Source organism: Streptomyces sp. NPDC002680 (assembly GCF_042889145.1).
Taxonomy (GTDB): Bacteria; Actinomycetota; Actinomycetes; order Streptomycetales; family Streptomycetaceae; genus Streptomyces; species Streptomyces adonidis.
This window is the reverse complement of the sequence record NZ_JBIAQP010000005.1, coordinates 120737-143017: the sequence shown is the minus strand read 5'-3', so window position 1 is coordinate 143017 and position 22281 is coordinate 120737. Positions and strand designations below refer to the sequence as shown.

The 22281-nt window shown below is 70.7% G+C and carries 23 protein-coding genes; 15 read left to right on the top strand and 8 right to left on the bottom strand.

Annotation, left to right across the window (positions count from 1 at the left end; genetic code table 11):
* Positions 1–31 precede the first annotated feature (31 nt).
* Positions 32–901 carry a class I SAM-dependent methyltransferase gene (locus tag ACFYXF_RS15405; RefSeq protein WP_389350061.1) on the bottom strand — a complete coding sequence of 290 codons (870 nt, stop codon included), beginning with the start codon at positions 899–901 and terminating at the stop codon, positions 32–34.
* A 328-nt stretch (positions 902–1229) separates the two neighbouring features.
* Here ACFYXF_RS15405 and rpsA point away from each other — a divergent pair, with 328 nt between their 5' ends.
* From rpsA to ACFYXF_RS15380, 5 genes are all read left to right on the top strand, one after another.
* Positions 1230–2729, top strand: coding sequence for a 30S ribosomal protein S1 (gene rpsA, locus ACFYXF_RS15400; protein ID WP_389350060.1), 1500 nt, complete (start codon positions 1230–1232; stop codon positions 2727–2729).
* A 256-nt stretch (positions 2730–2985) separates the two neighbouring features.
* On the top strand, positions 2986–4593 hold the full coding sequence (locus ACFYXF_RS15395; RefSeq protein ID WP_389350059.1) for a flavin monoamine oxidase family protein: 1608 nt from the start codon (positions 2986–2988) through the stop codon (positions 4591–4593).
* A gap of 114 nt (positions 4594–4707) precedes the next feature.
* A complete protein-coding gene (locus tag ACFYXF_RS15390) occupies positions 4708–5646 on the top strand; it encodes a PAC2 family protein (RefSeq protein WP_369033644.1) in 939 nt (312 codons plus the stop codon).
* 57 nt (positions 5647–5703) lie between these two features.
* Positions 5704–6312, top strand: coding sequence for a dephospho-CoA kinase (coaE, locus tag ACFYXF_RS15385; RefSeq protein WP_389350058.1), 609 nt, complete (start codon positions 5704–5706; stop codon positions 6310–6312).
* Positions 6313–6362: 50 nt separating this feature from the next.
* Positions 6363–6752, top strand: coding sequence for a tetratricopeptide repeat protein (locus ACFYXF_RS15380; RefSeq protein WP_369033646.1), 390 nt, complete (start codon positions 6363–6365; stop codon positions 6750–6752).
* 22 nt (positions 6753–6774) lie between these two features.
* Here ACFYXF_RS15380 and ACFYXF_RS15375 read toward each other — a convergent pair whose 3' ends face one another.
* Positions 6775–7041, bottom strand: a complete 267-nt coding sequence (locus tag ACFYXF_RS15375; RefSeq protein WP_389350057.1) for a DUF6343 family protein — start codon at positions 7039–7041, stop codon at positions 6775–6777.
* Positions 7042–7147: 106 nt separating this feature from the next.
* On the opposite strand from ACFYXF_RS15375, the gene ACFYXF_RS15370 reads away from it, so the two are divergent.
* The 3 genes from ACFYXF_RS15370 to ACFYXF_RS15360 all read left to right on the top strand — a co-directional run bounded on the left by ACFYXF_RS15370 (position 7148) and on the right by ACFYXF_RS15360 (position 9404).
* The gene (locus ACFYXF_RS15370) at positions 7148–8110 is read left to right on the top strand and encodes an acyltransferase domain-containing protein (protein WP_389350056.1); all 963 of its coding nucleotides are present in this window, start codon (positions 7148–7150) and stop codon (positions 8108–8110) included.
* Between the two features lie 74 nt (positions 8111–8184).
* A complete protein-coding gene (locus ACFYXF_RS15365; protein ID WP_389350055.1) occupies positions 8185–8862 on the top strand; it encodes a class I SAM-dependent methyltransferase in 678 nt (225 codons plus the stop codon).
* Positions 8863–8951: 89 nt separating this feature from the next.
* Positions 8952–9404 (top strand): DoxX family protein, encoded by a 453-nt coding sequence (locus ACFYXF_RS15360; protein ID WP_389350054.1) that lies wholly within the window; start codon positions 8952–8954, stop codon positions 9402–9404.
* Between the two features lie 92 nt (positions 9405–9496).
* Here the strand turns inward: ACFYXF_RS15360 and ACFYXF_RS15355 are convergent, their stop codons facing one another.
* Complete coding sequence (locus ACFYXF_RS15355) at positions 9497–10039, bottom strand: RNA-binding S4 domain-containing protein (protein ID WP_389350053.1); 543 nt, start codon at positions 10037–10039, stop codon at positions 9497–9499.
* Positions 10040–10124: 85 nt separating this feature from the next.
* On the opposite strand from ACFYXF_RS15355, the gene ACFYXF_RS15350 reads away from it, so the two are divergent.
* Together ACFYXF_RS15350 and pip are read left to right on the top strand one after the other, a co-directional pair.
* A complete protein-coding gene (locus ACFYXF_RS15350) occupies positions 10125–10856 on the top strand; it encodes a uracil-DNA glycosylase (RefSeq protein WP_389350052.1) in 732 nt (243 codons plus the stop codon).
* Positions 10857–10915: 59 nt separating this feature from the next.
* Entirely contained in the window at positions 10916–11887 is a 972-nt protein-coding gene (pip, locus tag ACFYXF_RS15345) for a prolyl aminopeptidase (protein WP_389350051.1), read from the top strand.
* A 13-nt stretch (positions 11888–11900) separates the two neighbouring features.
* On the opposite strand, the gene ACFYXF_RS15340 is transcribed toward pip, so the two are convergent.
* Both ACFYXF_RS15340 and ACFYXF_RS15335 read right to left on the bottom strand, forming a co-directional pair.
* Positions 11901–12323: a (2Fe-2S) ferredoxin domain-containing protein gene (locus ACFYXF_RS15340; protein ID WP_389350050.1), complete on the bottom strand. Its 423-nt coding sequence runs from the start codon at positions 12321–12323 to the stop codon at positions 11901–11903.
* Positions 12320–12976: a GntR family transcriptional regulator gene (locus ACFYXF_RS15335; protein ID WP_389350049.1), complete on the bottom strand. Its 657-nt coding sequence runs from the start codon at positions 12974–12976 to the stop codon at positions 12320–12322. The genes ACFYXF_RS15340 and ACFYXF_RS15335 overlap by 4 nt, the downstream gene beginning before the upstream one ends.
* Positions 12977–13132: 156 nt before the next feature.
* Between ACFYXF_RS15335 and ACFYXF_RS15330 the strand changes: the two genes are divergently transcribed.
* The 3 genes from ACFYXF_RS15330 (at position 13133) to ACFYXF_RS15320 (ending at position 16658) form a co-directional block, all read left to right on the top strand.
* A complete protein-coding gene (locus ACFYXF_RS15330; RefSeq protein WP_389350048.1) occupies positions 13133–14623 on the top strand; it encodes an NCS1 family nucleobase:cation symporter-1 in 1491 nt (496 codons plus the stop codon).
* Between the two features lie 2 nt (positions 14624–14625).
* On the top strand, positions 14626–15342 hold the full coding sequence (locus ACFYXF_RS15325) for an aspartate/glutamate racemase family protein (RefSeq protein WP_389350047.1): 717 nt from the start codon (positions 14626–14628) through the stop codon (positions 15340–15342).
* 260 nt (positions 15343–15602) lie between these two features.
* The gene (locus ACFYXF_RS15320) at positions 15603–16658 is read left to right on the top strand and encodes a glycoside hydrolase family 6 protein (protein WP_389350046.1); all 1056 of its coding nucleotides are present in this window, start codon (positions 15603–15605) and stop codon (positions 16656–16658) included.
* A gap of 27 nt (positions 16659–16685) precedes the next feature.
* Here ACFYXF_RS15320 and ACFYXF_RS15315 read toward each other — a convergent pair whose 3' ends face one another.
* The 3 genes from ACFYXF_RS15315 to ACFYXF_RS15305 form a co-directional block, all read right to left on the bottom strand.
* Entirely contained in the window at positions 16686–17159 is a 474-nt protein-coding gene (locus ACFYXF_RS15315; protein ID WP_389350045.1) for a GNAT family N-acetyltransferase, read from the bottom strand.
* 65 nt (positions 17160–17224) lie between these two features.
* The gene (locus ACFYXF_RS15310; RefSeq protein WP_389350044.1) at positions 17225–18208 is read right to left on the bottom strand and encodes a GNAT family N-acetyltransferase; all 984 of its coding nucleotides are present in this window, start codon (positions 18206–18208) and stop codon (positions 17225–17227) included.
* Positions 18209–18293: 85 nt separating this feature from the next.
* Complete coding sequence (locus ACFYXF_RS15305; protein WP_389350043.1) at positions 18294–18962, bottom strand: hypothetical protein; 669 nt, start codon at positions 18960–18962, stop codon at positions 18294–18296.
* A 126-nt stretch (positions 18963–19088) separates the two neighbouring features.
* Between ACFYXF_RS15305 and ACFYXF_RS15300 the strand changes: the two genes are divergently transcribed.
* On the top strand, positions 19089–19916 hold the full coding sequence (locus tag ACFYXF_RS15300) for a nucleotidyltransferase domain-containing protein (protein WP_389350042.1): 828 nt from the start codon (positions 19089–19091) through the stop codon (positions 19914–19916).
* Between the two features lie 234 nt (positions 19917–20150).
* Positions 20151–22016 (top strand): FUSC family protein, encoded by a 1866-nt coding sequence (locus tag ACFYXF_RS15295; protein WP_389350041.1) that lies wholly within the window; start codon positions 20151–20153, stop codon positions 22014–22016.
* The last annotated feature ends 265 nt before the right edge of the window (positions 22017–22281 follow it).

The following is a 22281-nucleotide window of genomic DNA, read 5'->3' as shown; positions in this document are numbered from 1 at the left end:
TGTTCTCAGTCCGGTTGTCGAGCCGGCCGTCTCAGTCGCGCTCGCAGACGAAGATCGCCGTCCCCGGGATGAGGTTGCCGCGCAGCGGGGACCAGCCGCCCCACTCGGACGTGTTCCAGGCCGGCCACTCCGGCTCGACCAGGTCCATCAGACGGAAGCCGCCCGCCACGACGTCCCGGACGCGGTCGCCGACCGTCCTGTGGTGCTCGACGTACACCGCGTTGCCGTCGTCGTCCTGCTCGACGTACGGCGTGCGGTCGAAGTACGACCCCGAGACGGACAGGCCCTCGGGGCCGGGCTCGTCCGGGAACGCCCAGCGCAGCGGGTGCGTCACCGAGAAGACGAAGCGCCCGCGCGGGCGCAGCACCCGCCGCACCTCGCGCAGCACCAGCACCGGATCGGCGACGAAGGGCATCGCCCCGTACGCGGAGCACACCAGGTCGAAGGAGCCGTCCGCGAAGGGCAGGGCGCCCGCGTCCGCCTCCACCAAGGGGATGCCGCCGCCGATCCGCAGGGCGTGCTGGAGCTGGCGGTGGGAGAGGTCCAGGGCCACCGGACGGGCGCCCTGGGCGGCCAGCCAGCGGGAGCACTGGGCCGCGCCGGCGCCTATCTCCAGGACGTCCTTGCCCTTGAGGTCCTCGGCCGGACCCAGCAGCTCGGCCTCCACCTCGTCGAGGCCCTCGGGGCCCCAGACGAAACGGTCGTCGCCGAGGAAGGTGCCGTGCTCGTTCTGGTAGTCGTCCGCGTTCCGGTCCCACCAGCTCCGGTTGGCCCGGGAGCTTTCCGTGACTCCGGCGGCACGCCGGGTGGCCTCGGGCTCGGACGATTCGGGCTCTTGGATGATCGGCTCCCTCGTATTAGTCTGCGGCTCTTCCGTCCGACCTGTTCCGGCGGTCGTCACGAATGGGGCGTCTACGCGCCCGCGTGGCCTCCTGGGACACGTCTTGTGCCGGGTATGCGGCGATCCGCCCCGGGTGTGCGCCTTCGCGCATTGACCCTGCCCGGCTGCCCCCGTATGCTACAAGTTGCGCTGCGGGCCTGCGCACCTCAGACGTAGCAGGCTGCGCTCGCATCTGTATGTATGTCCCCTCGGTTGTCGAGGCGTCACCGGATCTCTTTGGTCCTGTGTGTGGCGCTTCCTTGGCTGTCCGGCCTTCTGCAGAGCGAAACGGGCTCCCGGCGTAAGCAGTACCTACGACTTCAATGTCCGCACCGGAGCCCTTTCCCACATGACGAGCAGCACCGAGACCACCGCAACGACCCCGCAGGTTGCGGTCAACGACATCGGTAACGAGGAAGCCTTCCTCGCCGCGATCGACGAGACGATCAAGTACTTCAACGACGGCGACATCGTCGACGGCGTCATCGTGAAGGTCGACCGGGACGAGGTCCTGCTCGACATCGGTTACAAGACCGAAGGTGTCATCCCGAGCCGCGAGCTCTCGATCAAGCACGACGTCGACCCGAACGAGGTCGTCAAGGTCGGCGACGAGATCGAAGCCCTTGTTCTCCAGAAGGAGGACAAGGAAGGCCGCCTGATCCTCTCGAAGAAGCGCGCCCAGTACGAGCGCGCCTGGGGCACCATCGAGAAGATCAAGGAAGAGGACGGCATCGTCACCGGTACCGTCATCGAGGTGGTCAAGGGTGGTCTCATCCTCGACATCGGCCTCCGTGGCTTCCTGCCGGCTTCCCTCGTCGAGATGCGCCGTGTCCGCGACCTCCAGCCCTACGTGGGCAAGGAGCTCGAGGCCAAGATCATCGAGCTGGACAAGAACCGCAACAACGTGGTCCTGTCCCGCCGTGCCTGGCTGGAGCAGACCCAGAGCGAGGTCCGCCAGACCTTCCTCACGACCCTGCAGAAGGGCCAGGTCCGCTCCGGCGTCGTCTCCTCGATCGTCAACTTCGGTGCGTTCGTGGACCTCGGTGGCGTCGACGGTCTCGTCCACGTCTCCGAGCTTTCCTGGAAGCACATCGACCACCCCTCCGAGGTTGTCGAGGTCGGCCAGGAAGTCACCGTCGAGGTTCTCGACGTCGACATGGACCGTGAGCGTGTCTCCCTGTCGCTGAAGGCGACGCAGGAAGACCCGTGGCAGCAGTTCGCCCGGACCCACCAGATCGGTCAGGTCGTCCCGGGTAAGGTCACGAAGCTCGTTCCGTTCGGTGCGTTCGTCCGCGTGGACGAGGGCATCGAGGGTCTGGTCCACATCTCCGAGCTGGCCGAGCGCCACGTGGAGATCCCGGAGCAGGTCGTCCAGGTCAACGACGAGATCTTCGTCAAGGTCATCGACATCGACCTCGAGCGCCGCCGCATCAGCCTCTCGCTGAAGCAGGCCAACGAGTCCTTCGGTGCCGACCCGGCCTCGGTCGAGTTCGACCCGACGCTGTACGGCATGGCCGCGTCGTACGACGACCAGGGCAACTACATCTACCCCGAGGGCTTCGACCCCGAGACCAACGACTGGCTCGAGGGCTTCGAGGCTCAGCGCGAGGTGTGGGAGAACCAGTACGCCGAGGCGCAGCAGCGCTTCGAGCAGCACCAGGCTCAGGTCATCAAGTCCCGCGAGGCGGACGCCCAGGCCGAGGCCGAGGGTGTCACCACCCCGGGTGCGGCTCCGGCGGCCTCCGGTGGCGGCTCGTACTCCTCGGAGTCGGACGACACGTCGGGCGCCCTGGCGTCGGACGAGGCGCTGGCGGCTCTGCGCGAGAAGCTGGCGGGTGGGCAGAGCTGATCGCTGCCGCTTGGCTTAGCAGGTAGTTGAAGGGCCCGCACCTCTTGAGGTGCGGGCCCTTCAGTCTTGTGCGGTGCCGGTTGTCGTTCGGGTGCGGGGCCGTTGTGGCTTGTCGCGCAGTTCCCCGCGCCCCTTGGGGGGTTGGCGTTGCTGTTTTTGCAGAAACTTGTGGGATACACGAGTAACTGACGGGGTGTAACCGGGTGTTGGGAGGCTTCGCCGGTCGTTCGTGACCGGACAAAGGGGAGCCGAAGACATGACGCAGCTTCAGAACGGTTCTGGTGGTAGTCGCCGTACGTTTTTGCGCAATGTGGGTCTCAGTGGGGGCGCGGGGGCGATGTTCGCCACCATGGGGGCGCTCGGGCTCGCGCCCACCGCGCAGGCCGCCCAGCGTGAGCAGTCCTTTCAGGCGCTCAGGCCCGGTGACTTCGCGCTCACCGGGCGCGCCGCCGCCAAGGTCGTCATCGTGGGCGGTGGTATCGCGGGGCTGGCCGCGGCGTACGAACTCGGCAAGGCCGGCTACGACTGTACGGTCCTGGAGGCCAGGGACCGTACCGGTGGGCGCAACTTCACGGTCCGGGGCGGTGACTCGACCACCGACCTCAACGGCCACCGGCAGACGGCCCGGTTCGCCGACGGCCACTACATGAACGCCGGACCCGCCCGTCTCCCGCAGTGGATGGTCACCCTCGACTACTGCCGCGAACTCGGCGTCCCGGTCGAGGTGTTCACCAACGTCAACGCGGACGCCTACCTCTACAACGAGTCGGCCGGCATGACCGCGCCGGTGCGCTACCGCACCGCCAAGGCCGATGTATACGGCTACGTCTCGGAGTTGCTCGCCAAGGCCACCGACAAGGGCGCCCTGGACGAGGAGTTGACGGCCGCCGACCGGGAGCGGCTGGTGGAGTTCCTCAAGGACTACGGGGAACTCGGCGACACCCTGAAGTACGAGGGCGGCGAGCGCCGCGGATACACGACCGTTCCGGGTGCCGCGGGCACACCTGGTGTGCTGCTGGGCGACGTTCCGACCGCCTCAGAGGTGTTCGCCAGCGGGGTCGGGCGCTACTTCTCCTTCGAGTTCGGCTTCGACCAGGCCATGCTGATGTTCCAGCCGGTGGGCGGCATGGACCAGATTCCCAAGGCGCTCACCAGGGCGATCGGCGCCCACCGTGTCCGTACCGGAGCGGTCGTCTCGAACATCACCGACACCGGGAGCGGTGTTTCCGTCACCTACACCCAGGGCAGCCGTAGGAGGGTAGTCAACGCCGACTACTGCATCGGCGCCCTGCCGCCGAACATCCTTGCGAAGATCCCGCACAACCTCGGCTCCGGAGTGCAGTCCGCTCTGGAGGCGATCACCCCCTCGTCCGCCGCCAAGATCGGCCTGGAGTACCGGTCCCGCTGGTGGGAGCTGGACCACCGGATCTACGGCGGCATCACCGAGACCGACCAGGACGTCGTGCACATCTGGCACCCGTCGTACGGCTTCCACGGGGAGCGAGGCATCGTCATCGGCTACTACAACTACGGCGCCAACGCGGACTCGTACGCGCAACTCACCCCCAAGGAGCGCGAGAAGCGGGCCGTGGCCGCGGGAGTGAAGATCTACGGCGACAAGTACCGCACCGAACTGGCGTCCTCCTTCTCCCACCACTGGCGTCAGACGCCCCACCTGGAGGCCGCCTGGCACTCCACCCCCGGCGGGCCCGACGACGCCCGCTACAAGCCGCTCAACGAGCCCACCGGGCGGGTGTACTTTGCCGGTGACTGGCTCAGCTACACCGACGCCTGGCAGCACGGCGCGTTCACGTCCGCACGGAAGGCCGTGACCGCGCTCCACGCGCGCGTGCTGTCCTCCTGACGCACCGCGCGCGGGTCACGGAGGCGTAAGTCGTACCTGTGAGCGGGGTGCGGGCGGGAATGCCCGCGCCCCGTGCCACGTTGTGCAGTACGAACACAAGGAGGAGCGGTCACTGTGCTTGATCCGCAGGGTTTGTACGCATGGGAGCCGAAGGGCCTGGCTGTCGTCGACATGGCGTTGGCGCAGGAGTCGGCCGGTCTTGTCATGCTCTACCACTTCGACGGATACATCGACGCGGGCGAGACCGGCGACCAGATCGTCGACCGGCTGCTCGACACACTGCCCCACCAGGTGGTGGCCCGCTTCGACCACGACCGGCTCGTGGACTACCGCGCGCGGCGCCCGCTGCTGACGTTCAAGCGCGACCGCTGGACCGACTACGAGGTGCCCACGCTCGATGTGCGGCTCGTCCAGGACGCCACCGGGGCGCCCTTCCTGCTGCTCTCCGGACCCGAGCCGGACGTCGAGTGGGAGCGCTTCGCCGCGGCCGTCCAGCAGATCGTCGAGCGCCTCGGTGTCCGGCTGTCCGTGAACTTCCACGGCATCCCCATGGGCGTCCCGCACACCCGCCCTGTGGGTCTCACCCCGCACGGCAACCGCAACGAACTGGTGCCGGGCCATCGCAGCCCCTTCGAGGAGGCGCAGGTCCCCGGCAGCGCCGAGTCGCTCGTCGAGTACCGCCTCATGGAGGCCGGCCACGACGTCCTGGGCGTCGCCGCGCACGTCCCGCACTACATCGCCCGCTCGCCGTATCCGGACGCCGCCTTGACCGTCCTGGAGGCCATCACGGCGGCCACAGGACTGGTCCTGCCCGGCATCGCGCACACGCTGCGTACGGACGCCCACCGCACCCAGACGGAGATCGACCGCCAGATCCAGGAGGGCGACGAGGATCTTGTGGCCCTCGTTCAGGGTCTTGAGCACCAGTACGACGCGGCCGCGGGCGCCGAGAGCAGGGGCAACATGCTCGCCGAGCCGGTCGACATTCCGTCCGCGGACGAGATCGGGCTGGAGTTCGAGCGCTTCCTCGCGGAGCGGGAGGGCGAGGGCTGAGCCCTCGCCGGTGCCCTGTCGCGGACGCTGTCAGTGGCAGGCCCTAAGCTGCCGGGCATGCTGACAGTGGGCCTGACCGGCGGCATCGGGGCCGGCAAGAGCGAGGTGTCGCGGCTGCTCGTCGCGCGGGGCGCCGTCCTGATCGACGCGGACCGCATCGCGCGCGAGGTCGTCGCGCCGGGAACCGAGGGCCTCGCGGCTGTCGTCGACGCCTTCGGTACGGAGGTGCTCGCCGAGGACGGCGGCCTGGACCGGCCCAAGCTGGGCTCGATCGTCTTCGCCGACCCGGAGAAGCTCGCCCTCCTGAACTCGATCGTGCACCCCTTGGTGGGCGCCCGCTCCCGCGCCCTCGAAGCCGCCGCGGCCGAGGACGACGTCGTGATCCACGACGTACCGCTGCTCGCCGAGAACGGCCTCAAGTCGCTGTACGACCTGGTGATCGTCGTCGACGCGAGCCCCGAGACCCAGCTGGACCGGCTGATCCGGCTGCGCGGCATGACGGAACACGACGCACGCGCGCGGATGGCCGCCCAGGCCACCCGCGAGAAACGCCTGGAGATCGCGGACGTCGTCATCGACAACGACGTACCCCTGGCAGACCTGGAACGGCGCGTAACGGACGTATGGGTCGATCTCGTACGCAGAGCGTGGGCGTCCCAGGAATAGCGTTGCCGTGTCCGGGCGTTGAACCGCCGTAGCGAGGGAAGGACTCAGCCGTGCCCGAGACCAGCGGATGGACCGGACGAACTCCGGAGACGCATGTCATCGACTTCCGCGCGGCAGAGCGACTGCTCGCCGCGCGTGATCCCCGTGGCGCGGTGAAACTGCTCGACCCCGTGATCGCCGCCCACCCCGAGAACACGGCCGCCCGGCTGCTGCGCGCGCGTGCGTTCTTCGCCGCCGCCCAACTGCGCCCCGCCGAGCTGGAGTTCACGATCGTCCTGGAGCGCGAGCCGGACAATGCGTTCGCGCACTACGCGCTCGCCCGCACCTACGAGCGCCAGCGCCGCCCGGAGCAGGCCAAGCGCCACTTCCGGCTGGCGGCGGCGCTCGACCCGAACCCGCGCTATCTCGAAGCGGCACGCTTCGACGACTCGCCGTCCTGAGGGTCCGCGCGCGGGTGCGGGTTCACGGGCCGCGCTGCTCCGGCGGCCGGTACGGCGGGATGTCGGGGCCCGGCTGGTAGTGCGGGCCCTGCCGGATGTGCCGGATGATCATGGCCAGGTCGACCGTGACCACCAGCCACAGGACGCCGCAGGCAGCCGCCCACCCGGGGCGCCCGGCGAGCACGAACGCGACCGTCCCCGCGATCGCCCAGACCAGCCCCCACACGCTCAGCCAGAGACGCGCCCGCAGAGCACTGCGCGCTGTCATCGGCTCACTGCCTGTACGCATCGGGATCACACCGCTCCTTCCTGCAACGTACTCTTCGCTCCGGACGTTCACCAAGGGCCGTCGGACGAGCCGCCGGCCGCCGAAAACGACCGGGGGGAACCACACCGTGCTGCCGGACGCCGACGACCTTCCCGAGATCCTGCTCGACCTGGCCGTACCCCATGAGGACATCAACGAACTGATCGCACTGCGACGCCCGTTGACCCACGACCTCGACGCGATGCGGCTCTTGGAGGAGTGCGTCGAAGGGCTCGTGCGGGACATGGGGGAGATCGGCGGGGCGGCGCCCTGGCCCGGCGAACGGATCGCGGAACAGCTCGCCGGGCCGGCGGACGAACGGGCGGACAAGCGTGTGAGTGGGGAGCCGGGGGTCCTGGGGCGGTACTTCGCCGTGTACGTGTTCCTCGCGGCGCTCCCGTACGTACGTGCCCACCACCACGCGCTCGGGGTGCCGCCCGAGGTGTCCCGCCGTACGCTCGCCGACCTCGGGCGGAACATGGTGGTGTACCGCAGGAGGTACGGCCGGGGCGGCCTGCAGGCACCGTGGTGGATCGCGCTGCACTTCCACGGGGAGCTGTTCCAGCTGGGGCGGCTGCAGTTCCAGCGGGCGAGGGTGGGGGAGCGGACGGCGGAGCTGCTCGCCGGCGCAGGTCTGGCCGCCGACACCGACGCGATGTGCCTCAGCCTGCACATCCCCGACTTCCACGGGCCGCTGTCCCCGGCCGCCTGTGACCGGTCCCTGGCGCTGGCCCTGGACTTCTTCGCACGGCACTTTCCGGGGGAGCGGTACACGGCCGGGGTCTGTCACTCCTGGCTGCTGGATCCACAGCTGAAGCGGTATCTGGGGGCGGACTCCAACATCGTCCGCTTCCAGGAACGGTTCCGGATCGCGGGGGAGGCGGGCGAGCCGGCCGACACCGAACCCGTCCAGTTCGTGTTCGGGAATCCCGACCTGCCGGTGGCCGACCTGCCCCGCCGGACCACCGTGGAGCGGGCCGTCGGGGACCATCTGCGGGTCGGCGGCCACTGGTACATCGGGCACGGATGGTTCCCGCTGCCGACGGTTTGACTCGAACGAGTGAACAGGCGGAGAGCGGGAACGGCCGTGCGGACGTGGGTCGTTGTGTGGGCATGAAGATGGAGATGCGAGAAGGATACGAAGGCACGGGGCCCGGTGCGATCACCCCGGACGGCTGCGCGGTCGAGCTCTACTCACGGCTGCCGATCGGGGACGAGCCGGACATCATCGCCGCGGCGGTGCCCGCGGGTGCGCACATCCTGGAGCTGGGCAGCGGCGTCGGACGCATGACCCACCCGCTTCTGGAGCGCGGTTTCACGGTCACGGCGGTGGACGAGTCGGCCGAGATGCTGGAACGCGTCCGGGGAGCACGCACGATATGCGGCCCGATCGAGGAGTTGGACCTGGGCGAGAAGTTCGACGTGGTCATGCTGGCGTCGTTCCTCGTGCACGCCGGGGACGTCGAGGTACGGCGGGGGCTGCTGCGGACCTGCGTCCGGCACGTCGCGGAGGGCGGCCATGTGCTGATCCAGCGCGAGGGCGCGGACTACCACACGAACCTGCCGCGCGAGCGGGTCGACCCGAGCGGGTTCACGTTACGGATGGTGTCGTCGGAGCCGGTCGGGGACGGCGTCAACTCGGTGCGCGCGGAGTACGAGTTCCCGGACGCGGTATGGACACAGACCTTCCTGGCCCGGCCGTTGACCAAGGAGCAGTTCGAGGAGGCACTGAGGGAAGCGAGGTTGAGCGTCGACCGGTATCTGACGGAGGACGGGATCTGGGTGAGGGCGGTGAGTGGGTGAGAAGTCCCGTCGGACGGCGATGAGTTCCGGGCCGACGGTCGGTCTGTCTCCGTGACAGCAACGCGAACCGCTTCACACAGGAGACCTCCATGTCCGAGACCACTGCTCATGTCACGCCCGTCATGTCCGTCAACTCCGCCGGGGCCGGGTCCGCTCGTGCGCGGCGAGCCTGGATCGCGCTGCGGGCGCTCCAGGTGGTGCTCGCCCTCTTCTACGCGTTCGCGAGTGCGTTGCCCAAGCTGATCGCGCACCCGTCGGCCGTCGAGTCCTTCGACCGGATGGGCTGGGGCAGCGCGGGCATGTACACCATCGGTCTGCTCGAACTGGCCGGAGCCGTCGCGCTGTTGATACCTGCGCTGCAGTCGGTGGCCGCGATGGCACTGGGCGCGCTGATGGTGGGCGCGTTCGTCGTGCAGGTCACCGTCTTCGACGGGCAGTACGCGGCGACACCGCTGATCCTCATCCTGCCGCTGACCCTCATAGCCTGGGCCCGCCGAGGACACAACGCGCGGCTGGTGCTGCTGCTGCGACGACAGGCGTGATCGGAGCTAGGTACTGCGGCTGGGGTGGCGTCCGACCGGGTCGAGGGGACCTGGTCGGACGGTCGCTGAGGCCGCGTGGGCCCTGGCGGTCCCTACGGGGCGGCGTCGGGGCCGGTAGCGCCTGCCGGTCCGACTCCCGATCCGGTGATGCCTCGTAGGCGTTCCATGTCGCGACGGTCGCGTTTGGTCGGGCGGCCCGTGCCTCGGTCGCGGATGCCGGCCGGGGCGACGACCTCGCGAGGGAGCGGCGGCGGACTGTTGTCGACGTAGCACTGGACGGCCACCGGGGCGCCGACCCGCTTGCGGATCAGGCGCTTCACCACGACGATCCGCTCCTGGCCGGCGTGGCGGAGACGTACCTCGTCGCCGACGCGCACGGCGTACGCGGGCTTCACCCGATCGCCGTTGACGCGTACGTGGCCGCCCCGGCAGGCGGTCGCGCCCATGGAGCGGGTCTTCACGAGACGTACGGACCAGATCCAGCTGTCGATACGGACGGTCTCGCCGCTCGCCGGACCGGCGGCGTCGGCCGCGGCCACCGCAGGGGAGACCGGTGCCGGGGCGGCGACGGTGCCGTCTTCGATGGGCGCGCCGCCCTCGGTGTCCGGGTCCTCGGAAGCCCTGCCAGTTGCCATGCCCTCGACTTTAGTACTCCGGGTCGGGCGGGCCGGACGGGTTTTTCCGGTCCTGTGCTCCGGGCCCCCGCTCTACCGTGGACCTATGGACACCAGTGATCCGGCCGACCTGACCGGGCCGACCGGACTGACCGGGCTCGACGAGCGGATCGCCGGATGCCGGCTCTGCCCTCGGCTGGTCGCCTGGCGGGAGGAGGTCGCCCGTACCAAGCGGGCCGGTTTCGCCGACTGGGACTACTGGGGGCGGCCGGTGCCGGGGTTCGGGCCGGCCGATGCCCGGCTGCTGGTCGTCGGGCTGGCGCCCGCTGCCCACGGCGGGAACCGGACCGGGCGGATGTTCACCGGGGACCGCTCCGGAGACGTGCTGTACGCGGCGCTGCACGAGGTGGGGCTCGCGTCGCAGGCAGCTTCGGTGAGTGTCGACGACGGGCTCGAACTGTACCGCGTACGCATCACCTCGCCCGTGCACTGCGCCCCGCCCGCCAACAGGCCGACGCCCGAGGAGCGGGACGCGTGCCGGCCGTGGCTGGTGAGCGAGCTGGAGCTGCTCCGGCCGACACTGCGGGCCGTGGTGGTGCTCGGGGCGTTCGGCTGGCAGGCCACGCTGCCCGCCCTCCACGCGGCCGGCTGGAGTGTGCCGCGTCCACGCCCCGCCTTCGCGCACGGGGCGCGGGTCACGCTCGGCGGCGGGCTGCGGCTCTTCGGCTGCTTCCACGTCAGCCAGCGCAACACCTTCACCGGCCGCCTCACGCCCGAGATGCTCCGTGGTGTGCTGCGGGACGCGGCGAGCGCCGCCGGCCTCCCGCATCAGGAGTGAGAACGTCAGCGGCGAGAATTGGCGCGACCGGATCGGCGTACGCACGTTACGTTGCCCTGATGGGCCTGTATCCGGAGATCGAACCGTACGACCACGGCATGCTCGACGTCGGGGACGGCAACCGCGTCCACTGGGAGGTCTGCGGGAATCCGCGAGGCAAGCCGGCGGTGATGCTGCACGGCGGGCCGGGGTCGGGGGCGAACCCGCGCTTCCGGCGGTACTTCGATCCGGCCGCCTACCGGATCGTGCTGCTCGACCAGCGCGGTTGCGGGCGTTCGACACCGCACGCGAGCGCGTACGACACCGACATGAGCGTCAACACGACGGGCCACATCATGGCCGACCTGGAGCTGCTGCGGCGGCATTTGGGGATCGAGCGGTGGCTGGTGTGGGGCGTGTCGTGGGGGTCGGTGCTCGGGCTGCGGTACGCGCAGACGCATCCGGAGGTGGTGTCCGAGCTGGTGCTCACCGCGGTCGCGACCGGTTCCGACGCCGAAGTGGCCCTGCTGACCAGGGGCTTGGGGAACCTGTTCCCCGAGGCGTTCGAGGAGTTCCGCGCCGGGGTGCCCGAGGGCGAGCGGGACGGGAACCTGGCCGCCGCGTACAACCGGCTGCTGGAGTCGCCCGACCTCGAGGTGCGGGCACGCGCCGCGCGTGCGTGGACCGACTGGGAGACGGCCATGGTCCCGGCCCCGCCCCGTTCCGTGCCGCGCTATGAGGACCCGGTGTTCCGTATGGGCTTCGCCCGGACCGTCACCCACTACTGGGGCAACGACCACTTCCTGGGCGAGGGGAACGAGGGCGCGGAGGGAGTCGTACTGCGTGACGCGCACCGGCTCAAGAACATCCCCGGCACCCTCGTCCAGGGCAGCCTCGACCCCGGAAATCTGCTCGGCACGGTGTGGCGGCTCCAGCACGCCTGGCCCGGCAGTGAGTTGATCGTCGTCGACGAGGTCGGGCACAACGCGGGGGCGCCGGGCATGGTGGACGAGCTGGTCGCGGCGACGGACCGGTACGCGGCCCGGGGCTGAGCCTCTCAGCCACTCAGCGACGGCGCGTTCGGGCCTGGGCCCGGGTGCGCTCGCCCGCCGACTGCACGAACTGGAGTTCCAGTGTGGGAGGGGGAGGGGCGACGCCCGGGCCGCCCGCCTCCGCCCAGCCGATTATCTCGTCGGTGCAGTCGTCGCCCATCGACCAGCCGATCCACACGGTCTTGCCGCCACGCCTGCGGCCCTCGCCCGACGGCTGTACGACGATGATGTTCGCCTGGTCGCAGGGGCCGAGGCAGTCCGCCGTACGGACCGCGAGGCGTCCGGCGGAGGCGGCGGCCGCCGCGCGCAGCCGGTCCAGCTGCCAGTCGTGGTCGTAGCCGGGGTACTTGCGCGGGTCGCCGCAGCAGCAGCCACGGCAGACGACCAGGGTGCAGGGACGGGTGCGGGCGGCGCCGATCACCGTACGGGCGGTCACAGGTCGCCCTCCGTTCCGAAGAGGTGCCGTACCGTCGAGCGGTGGTTGGCCTGGACGTGGGTCAGGGCGTGCGCGCGGGCCCGCGCCGGGTCGCCGGATGCGATCGCCTCGTACAACTCGCGGTGTTCGGTGAGGAGTTGGGCCCACTCCTCGTTGCGGCGGGTGAGCCAGCGGAGCCGGCCGTCGACCGGTTCCATGACCGAGATCAGCAGGCTGTTGCCGGCCGTGGCCAGGATGCGGTCGTGGAAGCGGGTGTTGATGTCGGTGATCGTCTCCGCGTCGCCCGCCGCGGTCGCCGTAGCGGCCCGGTCGAGGAGTTCCGCCAGTTCCGCCAGGTCCGCCGGGGTCGCGCGGGACGCGGCGAGGCCGGACGCGTAGACCTCCAACGCCTCGCGCAGTTCGAAGAGTTCGTCCACGTCGGTCGGGGTGAGACGGCGTACGACCGTGCGGCGCGGGGTCTCGAAGAGGACGAAGCCCTCGGCGACCAGGGCCCGGATCGCCTCGCGGACGGGGACCCGGGACACCCCGAAGCGCTCGGCCAGTTCGCGTTCGACCAGCCGGTCGCCGGGGCCGAGGCGGCCCGCGATGATCTCCTCCCGCAGGGCCCCCAGGACCCGCTCGCGCACCGCTCCGAGCGGTTCGATCTTCGTCATGGGCCCATCTTCGCCGACCCGGGCGTGATTTACGGAGCCGTAACGGAGCGGACATCGGACCGGACTCTTGACGGGGAGACCATGACGGCAGTTTGGTATACCAAAACTGCCGCGCCTCTAGTCCTAGTCCCCGCTCCCTCGCCCATGGAGGACCCCGTGTCCCTCGCCGACCGTGCCGAAGCCACCGGTACCCCAGCCTTCGTCCCCGATCCCCGGCTCACCAACGAAGACCTCGCGCCCGCGGGCAAGCGCAACTGGAAGGTCTTCGACCTCTTCGCGATGTGGATGTCCGACGTCCACAACCTCGGCAACTACACGTTCGCGGCGGGCCTGCTGGTCCTCGGCATGAACGTCTGGCAGATCTTCACCTCGCTCCTCGTCGGCTTCGTGATCATCTATATCGGCATGAACTGGATGGGGAAGATCGGCCAGCGGCACGGCGTTCCGTTCCCCGTCGTCAGCCGGATCAGCTTCGGCGTCTGGGGCGCCAACATCCCGGCGCTGATCAGGGCCGTCATCGCCATCATGTGGTACGGCATCCAGACCTATCTGGCCTCCGTCGCCGTCAACGTCATGCTGCTCGCGGCCTGGCCGGGCCTCGAATCCTGGACGCACAACTCGTTCCTCGGGCTCGACGCGCTGGGCTGGCTGTCCTTCGTCTCGCTGTGGCTGGTCCAGGCGCTGATCATCAGTCAGGGCATGGAGTCGGTCCGCAAGTTCCAGGACTTCTGCGGTCCGGCGATCTGGCTGGTCATGATCGCGCTCGCCGTCTGGGTCCTCGCCAAGGCCGGCTGGACCATCTCGCTGACCTCCACGCCGAACCCGGTCTCCGTCGGCGAGCAGTGGCGGCAGTGGTTCGGTGCGATCGGGCTGATTCTCGCCACGTACGGCACGCTGATGCTCAACTTCTGCGACTTCTCCCGCTTCGCGCCCGACTACAGGACCGTCAAGCGCGGCAACTTCTGGGGTCTGCCCTTCAACTCGACCGCCTTCGTGATCGTCTCGGTCATCGTCACGGCCGGTTCCATCGAGGTGTTCGGCGAGGCCATCACCGACCCGGCGGAGCTGGTCGCCAAGGTCGGCAACACCTGGGTGCTGGTACTGGCGGCACTGACCTTCGCCATCGCCACCATGGGCGTCAACATCGTCGCCAACTTCGTCTCACCCGCGTACGACCTGGCCAACGTCTGGCCGCAGAAGATCACCTTCAAGGTCGGCGGCATGATCAGCACGGTCGCCGCGCTGGTGGTGACCCCGTGGAACCTCTTCTCCAACCCCACGGTCGTCCAGTACTTCCTCGGCGGCCTCGGCGCCTTCCTGGGACCGCTGTTCGGCGTGATCATGCTCGACTACTTCTGGGTCAAGAAGGGCCGCATCGACGTCGACGAACTCTTCAACGCCCAGCCCGGATCGCGCTACTACTACCGCAAGGGCGTCAACCCCAAGGCCCTGTGGGCCTTCCTGCCCGCGGCCGGCGTCGCGGCGGTGCTCGCCCTGGTGAAGGACTTCAGCGACGTGGCCCCGTACTCGTGGTTCATCGGTACGGCGCTGGCGGCTGGGCTGTACGCGCTGCTGTGCCGGGACGAACGGGCCGAGGCGGTCGCGGAATCACCGTCCGCTTCTGCTTCCGCTGCTGTGGAGGGCTGAGCGTGCGGATCGTCGTCACCAACTGCAACACGACGCAGGGGATGACCGAGGAGATCGTACGAGGTGCCCGGGCCGCCGCAGGCCCGGGCACCAGCGTGCTCGGGCTCACCCCCGGGTGGGGCCCCGAGTCGGCGGAGGGCTGGCTCGACAGCTATCTCTCGGCCGCCGCGGTCCTCGACACCCTGCGGACGTACGACGGTCCGTACGACGCCGTCGTCATGGCCGGGTTCGGCGAGCACGGGCGCGAAGGCGTACGGGAGTTGGTGGACGTGCCCGTCGTCGACATCACCGAGGCCGCCGCGCACCTCGCGTGTCTGCTGGGGCGGCGGTACGGGGTCGTCACCACGCTCGAACGGTCGTGCGGCCAGATCGAGGACAGCCTGGACACCGCCGGCGTCGGCCGGAACTGCGCCGCCGTCGTGGGCACCGGTCTCGGCGTCCTCGACCTCGGCGACGACCGGCGGACCGAGGAGGCGTTCGTCGCGGCGGCCGAGCGGGCGGTGGCGGCGGGGGCCGAGGTACTGGTCCTGGGCTGCGCCGGGATGACCGGACTGCAGCGGGCGGTGGGGGAGAAGCTGGGGCTGCCGGTGGTCGACGGGGTGGGCGCGGCGATCAAGCTGGCGGAGTCGCTGGTCGCGTTGGGGCTGACGACGAGTCGGTCGGGGAGTTATGCGAAGCCGTTGCCGAAGCGGCGGGGGTGGGGGCGGGTGGGGGAGTGAGGGTGCGGTGTGGGTTTTTCGCCCCCGCCGCCCCTACCCGTCCCATCCTGTTCCTGGGGGCTGCGCCCCCAGACCCCCCTTGTCGCGCTGAACGCGCTCGTCCTCAAACGCCGGACGGGCTGGATGGTCCGGCGCCGGTGGGGTGATCTTGGGGCGGCTCGGTGGGGCCGTGCGTGGTGCGGGGCGGTGGTGACCGCAGACTCCGGGGAGGTCGGATCGTTGTCGCCGCGTGGCCCGTGGGCGACGGGAACGGAGTCCCGGTGCCCAGGTTGCGCAGATCGCCCAGGTCGATCACCTTGCCCAAGTGGTTGCCGAGGGCTTGTGTCGCCGTGCTGCTTGTGGGGGGTTGCAGTGTGGGCGCGCTGGGGGAGAGGAGCGCCCGGATGTCGGGGACGGGTGCCGGTGCCGGGGGTGAGGGGGCGGCCTTCGAGCTGCTCTGGGTGGATCCCCGGTCTAGTGCCTCGCGGCAGGCCGTCGAGTGGCGGGCGGTGGGGCGTGACGCCGACGCCGCGCTGATGGACCGGATCGCGAGCCGTCCCCAGGCCGAGTGGGTGACCGGGGCGAGTCCCAGGACTGCTGTCCAGGCGGTCACCATGGCCGTCGCGCGCGCCGGACGGACGGCCGTGCTGGTGGCGTACGACATCCCGGGCCGGGACTGCGGGCAGTACTCCGGCGGCGGTGCCCTGACCGTGTCGAACTACCGCGCCTGGGTGGACGAGTTCGCGGCTGGGCTCGGTGACCGGGCCGCGTATGTGATCGTCGAACCGGATGCCGTCGCGCAGGTCGTCGCGGGCTGCGCCCAGGTCGTGGCGGCGGACCGGTACGGGCTGCTCGCGTACGCCGTCGAGCGGATCAAACGGCAGCCGCAAGCGCGCGTGTACCTCGACGCGGGCAACTCCGGCTGGATCCCGGAGCCGACGCGGCTGGTCGAGGCGTTGCGGGCGGCGGGCGTGGGACGGGCCGACGGGTTCGCCCTGAACGTCTCCAACTTCCGCACCGACACGGACAGCCGGGCCTACGGCGACGCCCTGTCGAAGGCGCTCGGCGGCACGCACTACGTCGTGGACACCAGCCGCAACGGCGACGGCCCCTACACCGATACCAGTGCCGGTGGCACGGACGCGGAGTCCTGGTGCAATCCGCCGGGGCGGGCCCTGGGGACACCGCCCACGACGGTCACCGGCCATCCGCGACTCGACGCCCGCCTGTGGATCAAACGGCCGGGCGAGTCCGACGGCACCTGCCGGGGCGGCCCGGCGGCCGGGCAGTGGTGGCCGTCGTACGCCCTCGAACTCGCCCGCAACGCACGGCCGTGAGCCCGAGTTCGCGGGACCCGGGGTGCGTCACGGCTGCCAGTCGTACCGCACATCCGGCTCGCGCTCCTCGTTCCCGCTGCCGTCCGTGTGCTCGACGGCGACGAAGCCGTGGCGTTCGTAGAAGCGGTGGGCGGGCTCGTTGACCTGGAAGGTCCACAGGGTCAGCCCGCCCGGGCTGCGCTCCTTCGCCAGGGCGACGAAGAGGTCGCCGATGCCGTGCCCGCGCCAGTCCGGGAGCAGATACAGCTGGGACACCTTGTCACCGGCGAGCACCATCACGCCGACGATCCCGCCCCCGGACGACGCCTCCGCGACCCATGTCTCGCGGTGCGGCACCACCACGTTCCGGAAGTGGCCGCGGACCTCGTCGTCGGACCGTGGCCAGGCGACGGTCGGCAGGGCGGCGGCCCTGGACCGCAGCAGCACATCGGCCGCGGCGACGGCATCGTCGGGCACCGCACGGCGGAGGGTGATCTTCGGGGCGGGGGATGAGGTGGTCACGGGGGCGGAGCCTGTCAGATGTGCCGCACCGGACGCACCTGGGTTTCCGGGTGCGGATGGTCGCGTCAGTCGTGGCGCGAGTGCGACGACCGGTCGTAAAGGCCCGTCAGCCGCCAGCCGTCGTCGCGTGCCACCCCCTCGAAGATCTCGATCTTCCGTGCCAGCCCCTCCGGGTCGCCGATGTCGCACCACCGGCCCGCCAGCGCCTCGGCCCACTCCTCCTCCCCTCTCACCAACGGCAGCCCGCGCACCGCGAGATGCAGCGCGAGCGTCGATCGCGCGTAGTACCGGACGGAGTCCAGCTCCTCGCGCATACGGGCGTACGGCTCCGTCTCCCGCAGTCGTAGCCGCCCGTCGACGGCATCGGCGACGAGCAGCGGGACCATGACCCCGGGTGCGCGTGAGTCCCCGTCGCTTACGGCCGGTTCCGCCACCAGGAACGTCAACTCGCCCCCGTTCTCCCTGACTTCGTACCGGGGCAGATACGACAGCCGGGCGAGCCCGAGCGAGTGCTTCCACGACGTCACCCACAGGCCCCGGTTGAGGTAGTAGCGGACGTTCCGCTGCCAGGTCCAGCAGGTGTCGAGGCGGAAGCCGTTCAGGTTCTCGGCCCGGCACGCCTCGTACACCGTGTCGAGCGTCGACGAGGCGAGGCCGCGTCGCCGGGCGACGGGATGGACGTACAGCGACGAGACGCGCAGCGAGCCCACACCGGTCGGCCAGGTGTCGACGGCGACGGTCCCGAGCGGGCCCCTCGGCCGCCCGCCCCCATTTCCGCCATCGCCACTACCGCCGTCCCAGATCCAGTACCTCCTGCAGTAGTCGTCGTTTTGTTCGTACTCCCGTCCGGACGTCCCCAGCCGGACACGTAGCCGCTTCTCGTGCGAGGCCGTGAGCGAGTCCGGGTCGGTGCACTCGCCGAGGGCGCCCTCGGCGAGCGAGACCAGGTCCCAGCGCCCGAACCGGTGTTCTTCGGCCTGCCCGACCGGGCGCAGGCCGGGGCAGGCCGACAGACGTTCGTGCACACGCAGGGCGAGATCATCTTCCATGGGCGGAGCGTAGGGACGCGGGCGGTGTGCCTGTCCGGCTCGGGAGGGGATCTCACAGGTGGGTTCACCTTGGCGGTGGACCCGCTCATTGATCGCGCGTTTGCCTCTCGCACTCCTGTTCAAGTGGTGGATACGCCTCGGCGATGGCCGCGCAGATCCGCCGGCGCAGCAGTTCCTCGGCCTCGGCCCGGCCGGAGTCCCGCTCGCCTCCCGGCATGCCGTCCAGGAGCTGGCCGTAGTGACTCATCCGGTGCCGCAGATAGTCGACCTTCCAGGGGGCGAGAGAGGCGCGGCCCGTGCCCTGTGCGGAGTCCCCGTCGGTCAGCTCGATCGGGCCGCCGGTCGCCGCCTCCCGTCGCGCCCGGTGTTCCACCGCTCGCAGCGCCAGCTTGCCCGGCTCCAGCCGTGGTACCTCGATCGGCTCCGTCCTGATCCGCTCCAGGATCTCCAGCCGCCGTCGCCGCACCGCGTTCCGCACCGCCTCCGACCGCCGCGCCGAGGACTCCGACACCCGCCGGAAATCGTCGCTCCGCTCGGCCGCCTCGACCCGTTCGAACCGGTACAGCCGGACCTGCGGCGCCGCCCTGAGCCGTGGATTGGCGCTCAGGCGGTCGGGCGCCCCGAGCAGCCGGTGCACCATCCTGCCGGTCCACCCGCGAGTCCGCAGTCCCGCCAGAGAGACGTACCGCTGCCCGTCCTCCTCGTGTTCGTTCTCATGCTTCTCGTAGCCCCGATCGTCGGCATGGCAAGCCATGGCTACCTCCCCCGTAGCGTGGTCGTCACGCTCTGTGACGACATCCCCCATTAAAGCGCCCACCACTGACAATCACCCGAGTCGCACCGGTGCGGATTGCGGCGTTCCTGCCGCAGGCTGGGAAGCATGCCGACGGACGAGCAGGACTTCGCCGACCAGAATCTCCTCGACCGGACCCTCTCCGACCAGGCCTTTCTCGACCGGGTCGCCGATCGTCTCGCCGACCTGCCCGCCGTCCGTGCCGTCGCTCTCGGCGGCTCGCGTGCGCAGCACACGCATCGGCCCGACAGCGACTGGGACCTCGCCGTCTACTACCGGGGCGCCTTCGACCCCGCCGAACTGCGCGCCGTCGGCTGGGCGGGCGAGGTCTCCGAGATCGGCGGCTGGGGCGGCGGGGTGTTCAACGGCGGGGCATGGCTGACGGTCGAGGGACGGCGGGTCGACGTCCACTACCGGGAACTCGACGTGGTCGAGCACGAGTTGGCGGAGGCGGAGGAGGGCCGGTTCCGGGTGGAGCCGCTGCTGTTCCATCTCGCCGGGATCCCCAGCTACCTGGTCGTCGCCGAGCTGGCGGTCAACGAGGTGCTGCGAGGGCAGCTGCCCCGTCCGCCGGCCTACCCCGAGAGACTCCGGCACACCGCCCGCGAACGCTGGTACGGAACCGCCCGTGCCACGCTCGCCTACACGAGGGCCAACCACGCACCCGAGGACCGCCGTACGGAGGTCGCGGGAGCCATCGCGGTCGCCGCCATGCAGACCGGGCACGCGGTGCTTGCCGCGAAGGGGGAGTGGGTGACCAACGAGAAACACCTGCTGGAGCGGGCGGGACTGCGGGGCGTGGACGACATCATCGCCTCACTCGGTGATCCCTCCGAGCGGGCGAGTGTGCGTGCCGTCGACGATGCCGAGCTGCTTTTCGGGGTTGCGGACCGGAATACGGGAACTCGCAAATAGCCCGTCAACTCAACAGCCCTTCGGCCCGAGTCCCTGACTCTCCGCTCCTTGGCCCTCGTCCCGCCCTCCGTCCGCCCTTGCGTTCATAAAGAACGCGGCTTTCGGGCGAACCGTCACTTCCCCGAAATACTCGCGCCCCATCTCCTCCAACGCCCCGATCTACGGTGGACACCACAGCCCGGCCATCGTCGCCCGAAGGCATCGCACCCCCGCCCTCGTCTCGACAGGAGCCCCGTGTCACGCCCCAGCAGTACGCGCCCGCGTCTCGCTCTGCCGCCCTGGCTCGCCCACGCGCTGCGCGCCCAGCGCGGACCCGTGCCCTGGAACGCGGTCGTCCGGGGTGCGCTGTCCGCCGGTCCGCTGCTGCTGGCCGGCGTACTGGCCGACCGCACCTCCCTAGGTGTCGTCGCCGCGCTCGGGGCCATGCTCGCCGGGATCAACGACCGGCCGGGCAGTCGGCGTTCCTCCATCAGGCGCCTCGGCGTGCCCGCGCTGGCCGGAGCCGCCGGACTGATCGTCGGAACGTACGCCGGACAGCAGTTCGGAGCCGTACCGCTGACCCTTGTCCTCACCGCCCTCGGACTCCTCGCGGGCGGCATCAGCGCCATCGGGCCCGTCGCGTCCGGCGCCGGTACGCAACTGCTCGTCGCCGCCGCCATCGGGGCCGGGATGCCGCTGCCCGAGCCGGGCTGGGAACGGGCCCTGTTCTTCGTCGCGGGCGCCGGCTGGCTGCTCGCCCTGCGCCTCGTACTGCCCACCCCCGGTGCCACCGCCGGTGACTTCCGCTTCGACGGCGAACGTGACGCCGTAGCCGCCGTGTACGACGCCGTCGCCCATCTCCTCGACGCCGCCGGAACCGACGAGGCCGGCTCCCGGCGCGTCGCCCTCACCGCCGCCCTCGACCACGCCCAGGACGCCCTCGGCGGGCCCCGGCTGCGCCGGTACGCCACTTCCGCGGACGAGCGACGGCTGCGCACCCAGTACGCCGCCGCGCTGCCCCTCGCCGAGGCCGCGACCGCCCTCGCCTGGAGCGGGGACGCCCTCCACGCGCGCGTGGCCGAAGGTCCCCGGCGCCTCGCCGCCGCCGTACGGACCAACACGCACACCGGTCCGCTGCCCGCCCCCGCCCGCAGCGCGCCGGGGCTGCGCGCCCTCGACGACGCGCTGCTGCACGCCGCCGACGCCTTCGACGGGGGCGGCGACACGGACGACCTGCACAAGCGGGGCCGTACCGTCGCGTCGCTGCTGCGCACGGCCGTCGACTCCGGCGGGCGCGAGTACGGGCTGCGGGTCGCGCTCTGCTTCGGGGCCGGCGCGGCCGTCGCGCAGGCGACGCACCACGAGCACTGGTACTGGATTCCGGCCACCGCCGTCTTCCTCGTCAAGCCCGACCTCGGACCGCTCGTCTCGCGCGTCCTGTGCCGGGCGGCGGGGACCGTCCTCGGGGCCGTCGCCTTCGCGGGCCTCGCCGCCGTACTGCCCCGGCCCGAGGGGCTCGTCGTCCTCGTCGCCCTGAGCGGCGCGCTGATTCCCGTCGCCACCCGGCACTTCGCCGCCCAGACCGCTGTCGTCACGGTGCTCGTGCTCGCCCTCGTGATGGTCGGCGGGGAGCCCCAGGCATCGTGGAGCCGGATCGTCGAGACCCTGGTGGCCTGCGCGATCGTGCTGATCGTGGGGCATCTGCCGATGCCCGGGCAGCGCGGCGGGGGCGTGAAGGCGCGGCTGGCGCGGGCCGCCGAGGCCGCGCAGGCCTACCTCCAGCATGTGATGAGCGGCTCGGACGACCGCCAGGCGCGCTGGGTGCTGCGCCGCGAGGCCTATCGCGCCCTCGCCGAGGCCCGTACCGCCATTGGGCACTCCGCCGCCGAACTGCCCGCCCTGGCACGGCACACCGAGGGTACGGAGGAGGTCGCCTCCACCCTCGAACGACTTGTCGACACAACGACCGCCTGTGCCGTGCACCTCGACGACACCGGCCGCCTCACCCGCCGACACACCGAACACCTCACCGAACTCCTGGACGAGCTCGCCGAGCGACGCGAGCGCGCGGGGCTGCGCGTGCGGGTATCGGGTGTGGGCGAGATGCCTCTCGCGGGCTGAGCACCACTACGCGTCGGTCGATCCGTATCCACACCGGGGTGTGGTGCGAGCCGGATGCGCCTCGGCGGGCTGCGAGTGCGGGTGTTGGGTGTGAGTGAGGCGCTTCTCGCGGGCTGAGGACAGCTTGACGTCGGTCGACCCGTATCCACACCGGGCGCGGCGCGAGCCTGGCGCGTCTCGCCCGGGCTGCGAATGCGCGTCCCGCGCGCGGGTGAGACTCCCTTCACGGGCTGAGGGCGAGCTGCCCCCCCCACGTGGCCGAGGG

Excerpts from the sequence above, each read along its gene's own strand:
- ACFYXF_RS15375 (WP_389350057.1), bottom strand. The coding sequence starts at position 7,041 with ATGCGTACAGGCAGTGAGCCGATGACAGCGCGCAGTGCTCTGCGGGCG.
- ACFYXF_RS15365 (WP_389350055.1), top strand. The coding sequence starts at position 8,185 with ATGCGAGAAGGATACGAAGGCACGGGGCCCGGTGCGATCACCCCGGAC.
- ACFYXF_RS15395 (WP_389350059.1), top strand. The coding sequence starts at position 2,986 with ATGACGCAGCTTCAGAACGGTTCTGGTGGTAGTCGCCGTACGTTTTTG.
- ACFYXF_RS15355 (WP_389350053.1), bottom strand. The coding sequence starts at position 10,039 with ATGGCAACTGGCAGGGCTTCCGAGGACCCGGACACCGAGGGCGGCGCG.
- pip (WP_389350051.1), top strand. The coding sequence starts at position 10,916 with ATGGGCCTGTATCCGGAGATCGAACCGTACGACCACGGCATGCTCGAC.
- ACFYXF_RS15360 (WP_389350054.1), top strand. The coding sequence starts at position 8,952 with ATGTCCGAGACCACTGCTCATGTCACGCCCGTCATGTCCGTCAACTCC.
- ACFYXF_RS15300 (WP_389350042.1), top strand. The coding sequence starts at position 19,089 with ATGCCGACGGACGAGCAGGACTTCGCCGACCAGAATCTCCTCGACCGG.
- rpsA (WP_389350060.1), top strand. The coding sequence starts at position 1,230 with ATGACGAGCAGCACCGAGACCACCGCAACGACCCCGCAGGTTGCGGTC.
- ACFYXF_RS15310 (WP_389350044.1), bottom strand. The coding sequence starts at position 18,208 with ATGGAAGATGATCTCGCCCTGCGTGTGCACGAACGTCTGTCGGCCTGC.
- ACFYXF_RS15350 (WP_389350052.1), top strand. The coding sequence starts at position 10,125 with ATGGACACCAGTGATCCGGCCGACCTGACCGGGCCGACCGGACTGACC.
- coaE (WP_389350058.1), top strand. The coding sequence starts at position 5,704 with ATGCTGACAGTGGGCCTGACCGGCGGCATCGGGGCCGGCAAGAGCGAG.
- ACFYXF_RS15305 (WP_389350043.1), bottom strand. The coding sequence starts at position 18,962 with ATGGCTTGCCATGCCGACGATCGGGGCTACGAGAAGCATGAGAACGAA.
- ACFYXF_RS15335 (WP_389350049.1), bottom strand. The coding sequence starts at position 12,976 with ATGACGAAGATCGAACCGCTCGGAGCGGTGCGCGAGCGGGTCCTGGGG.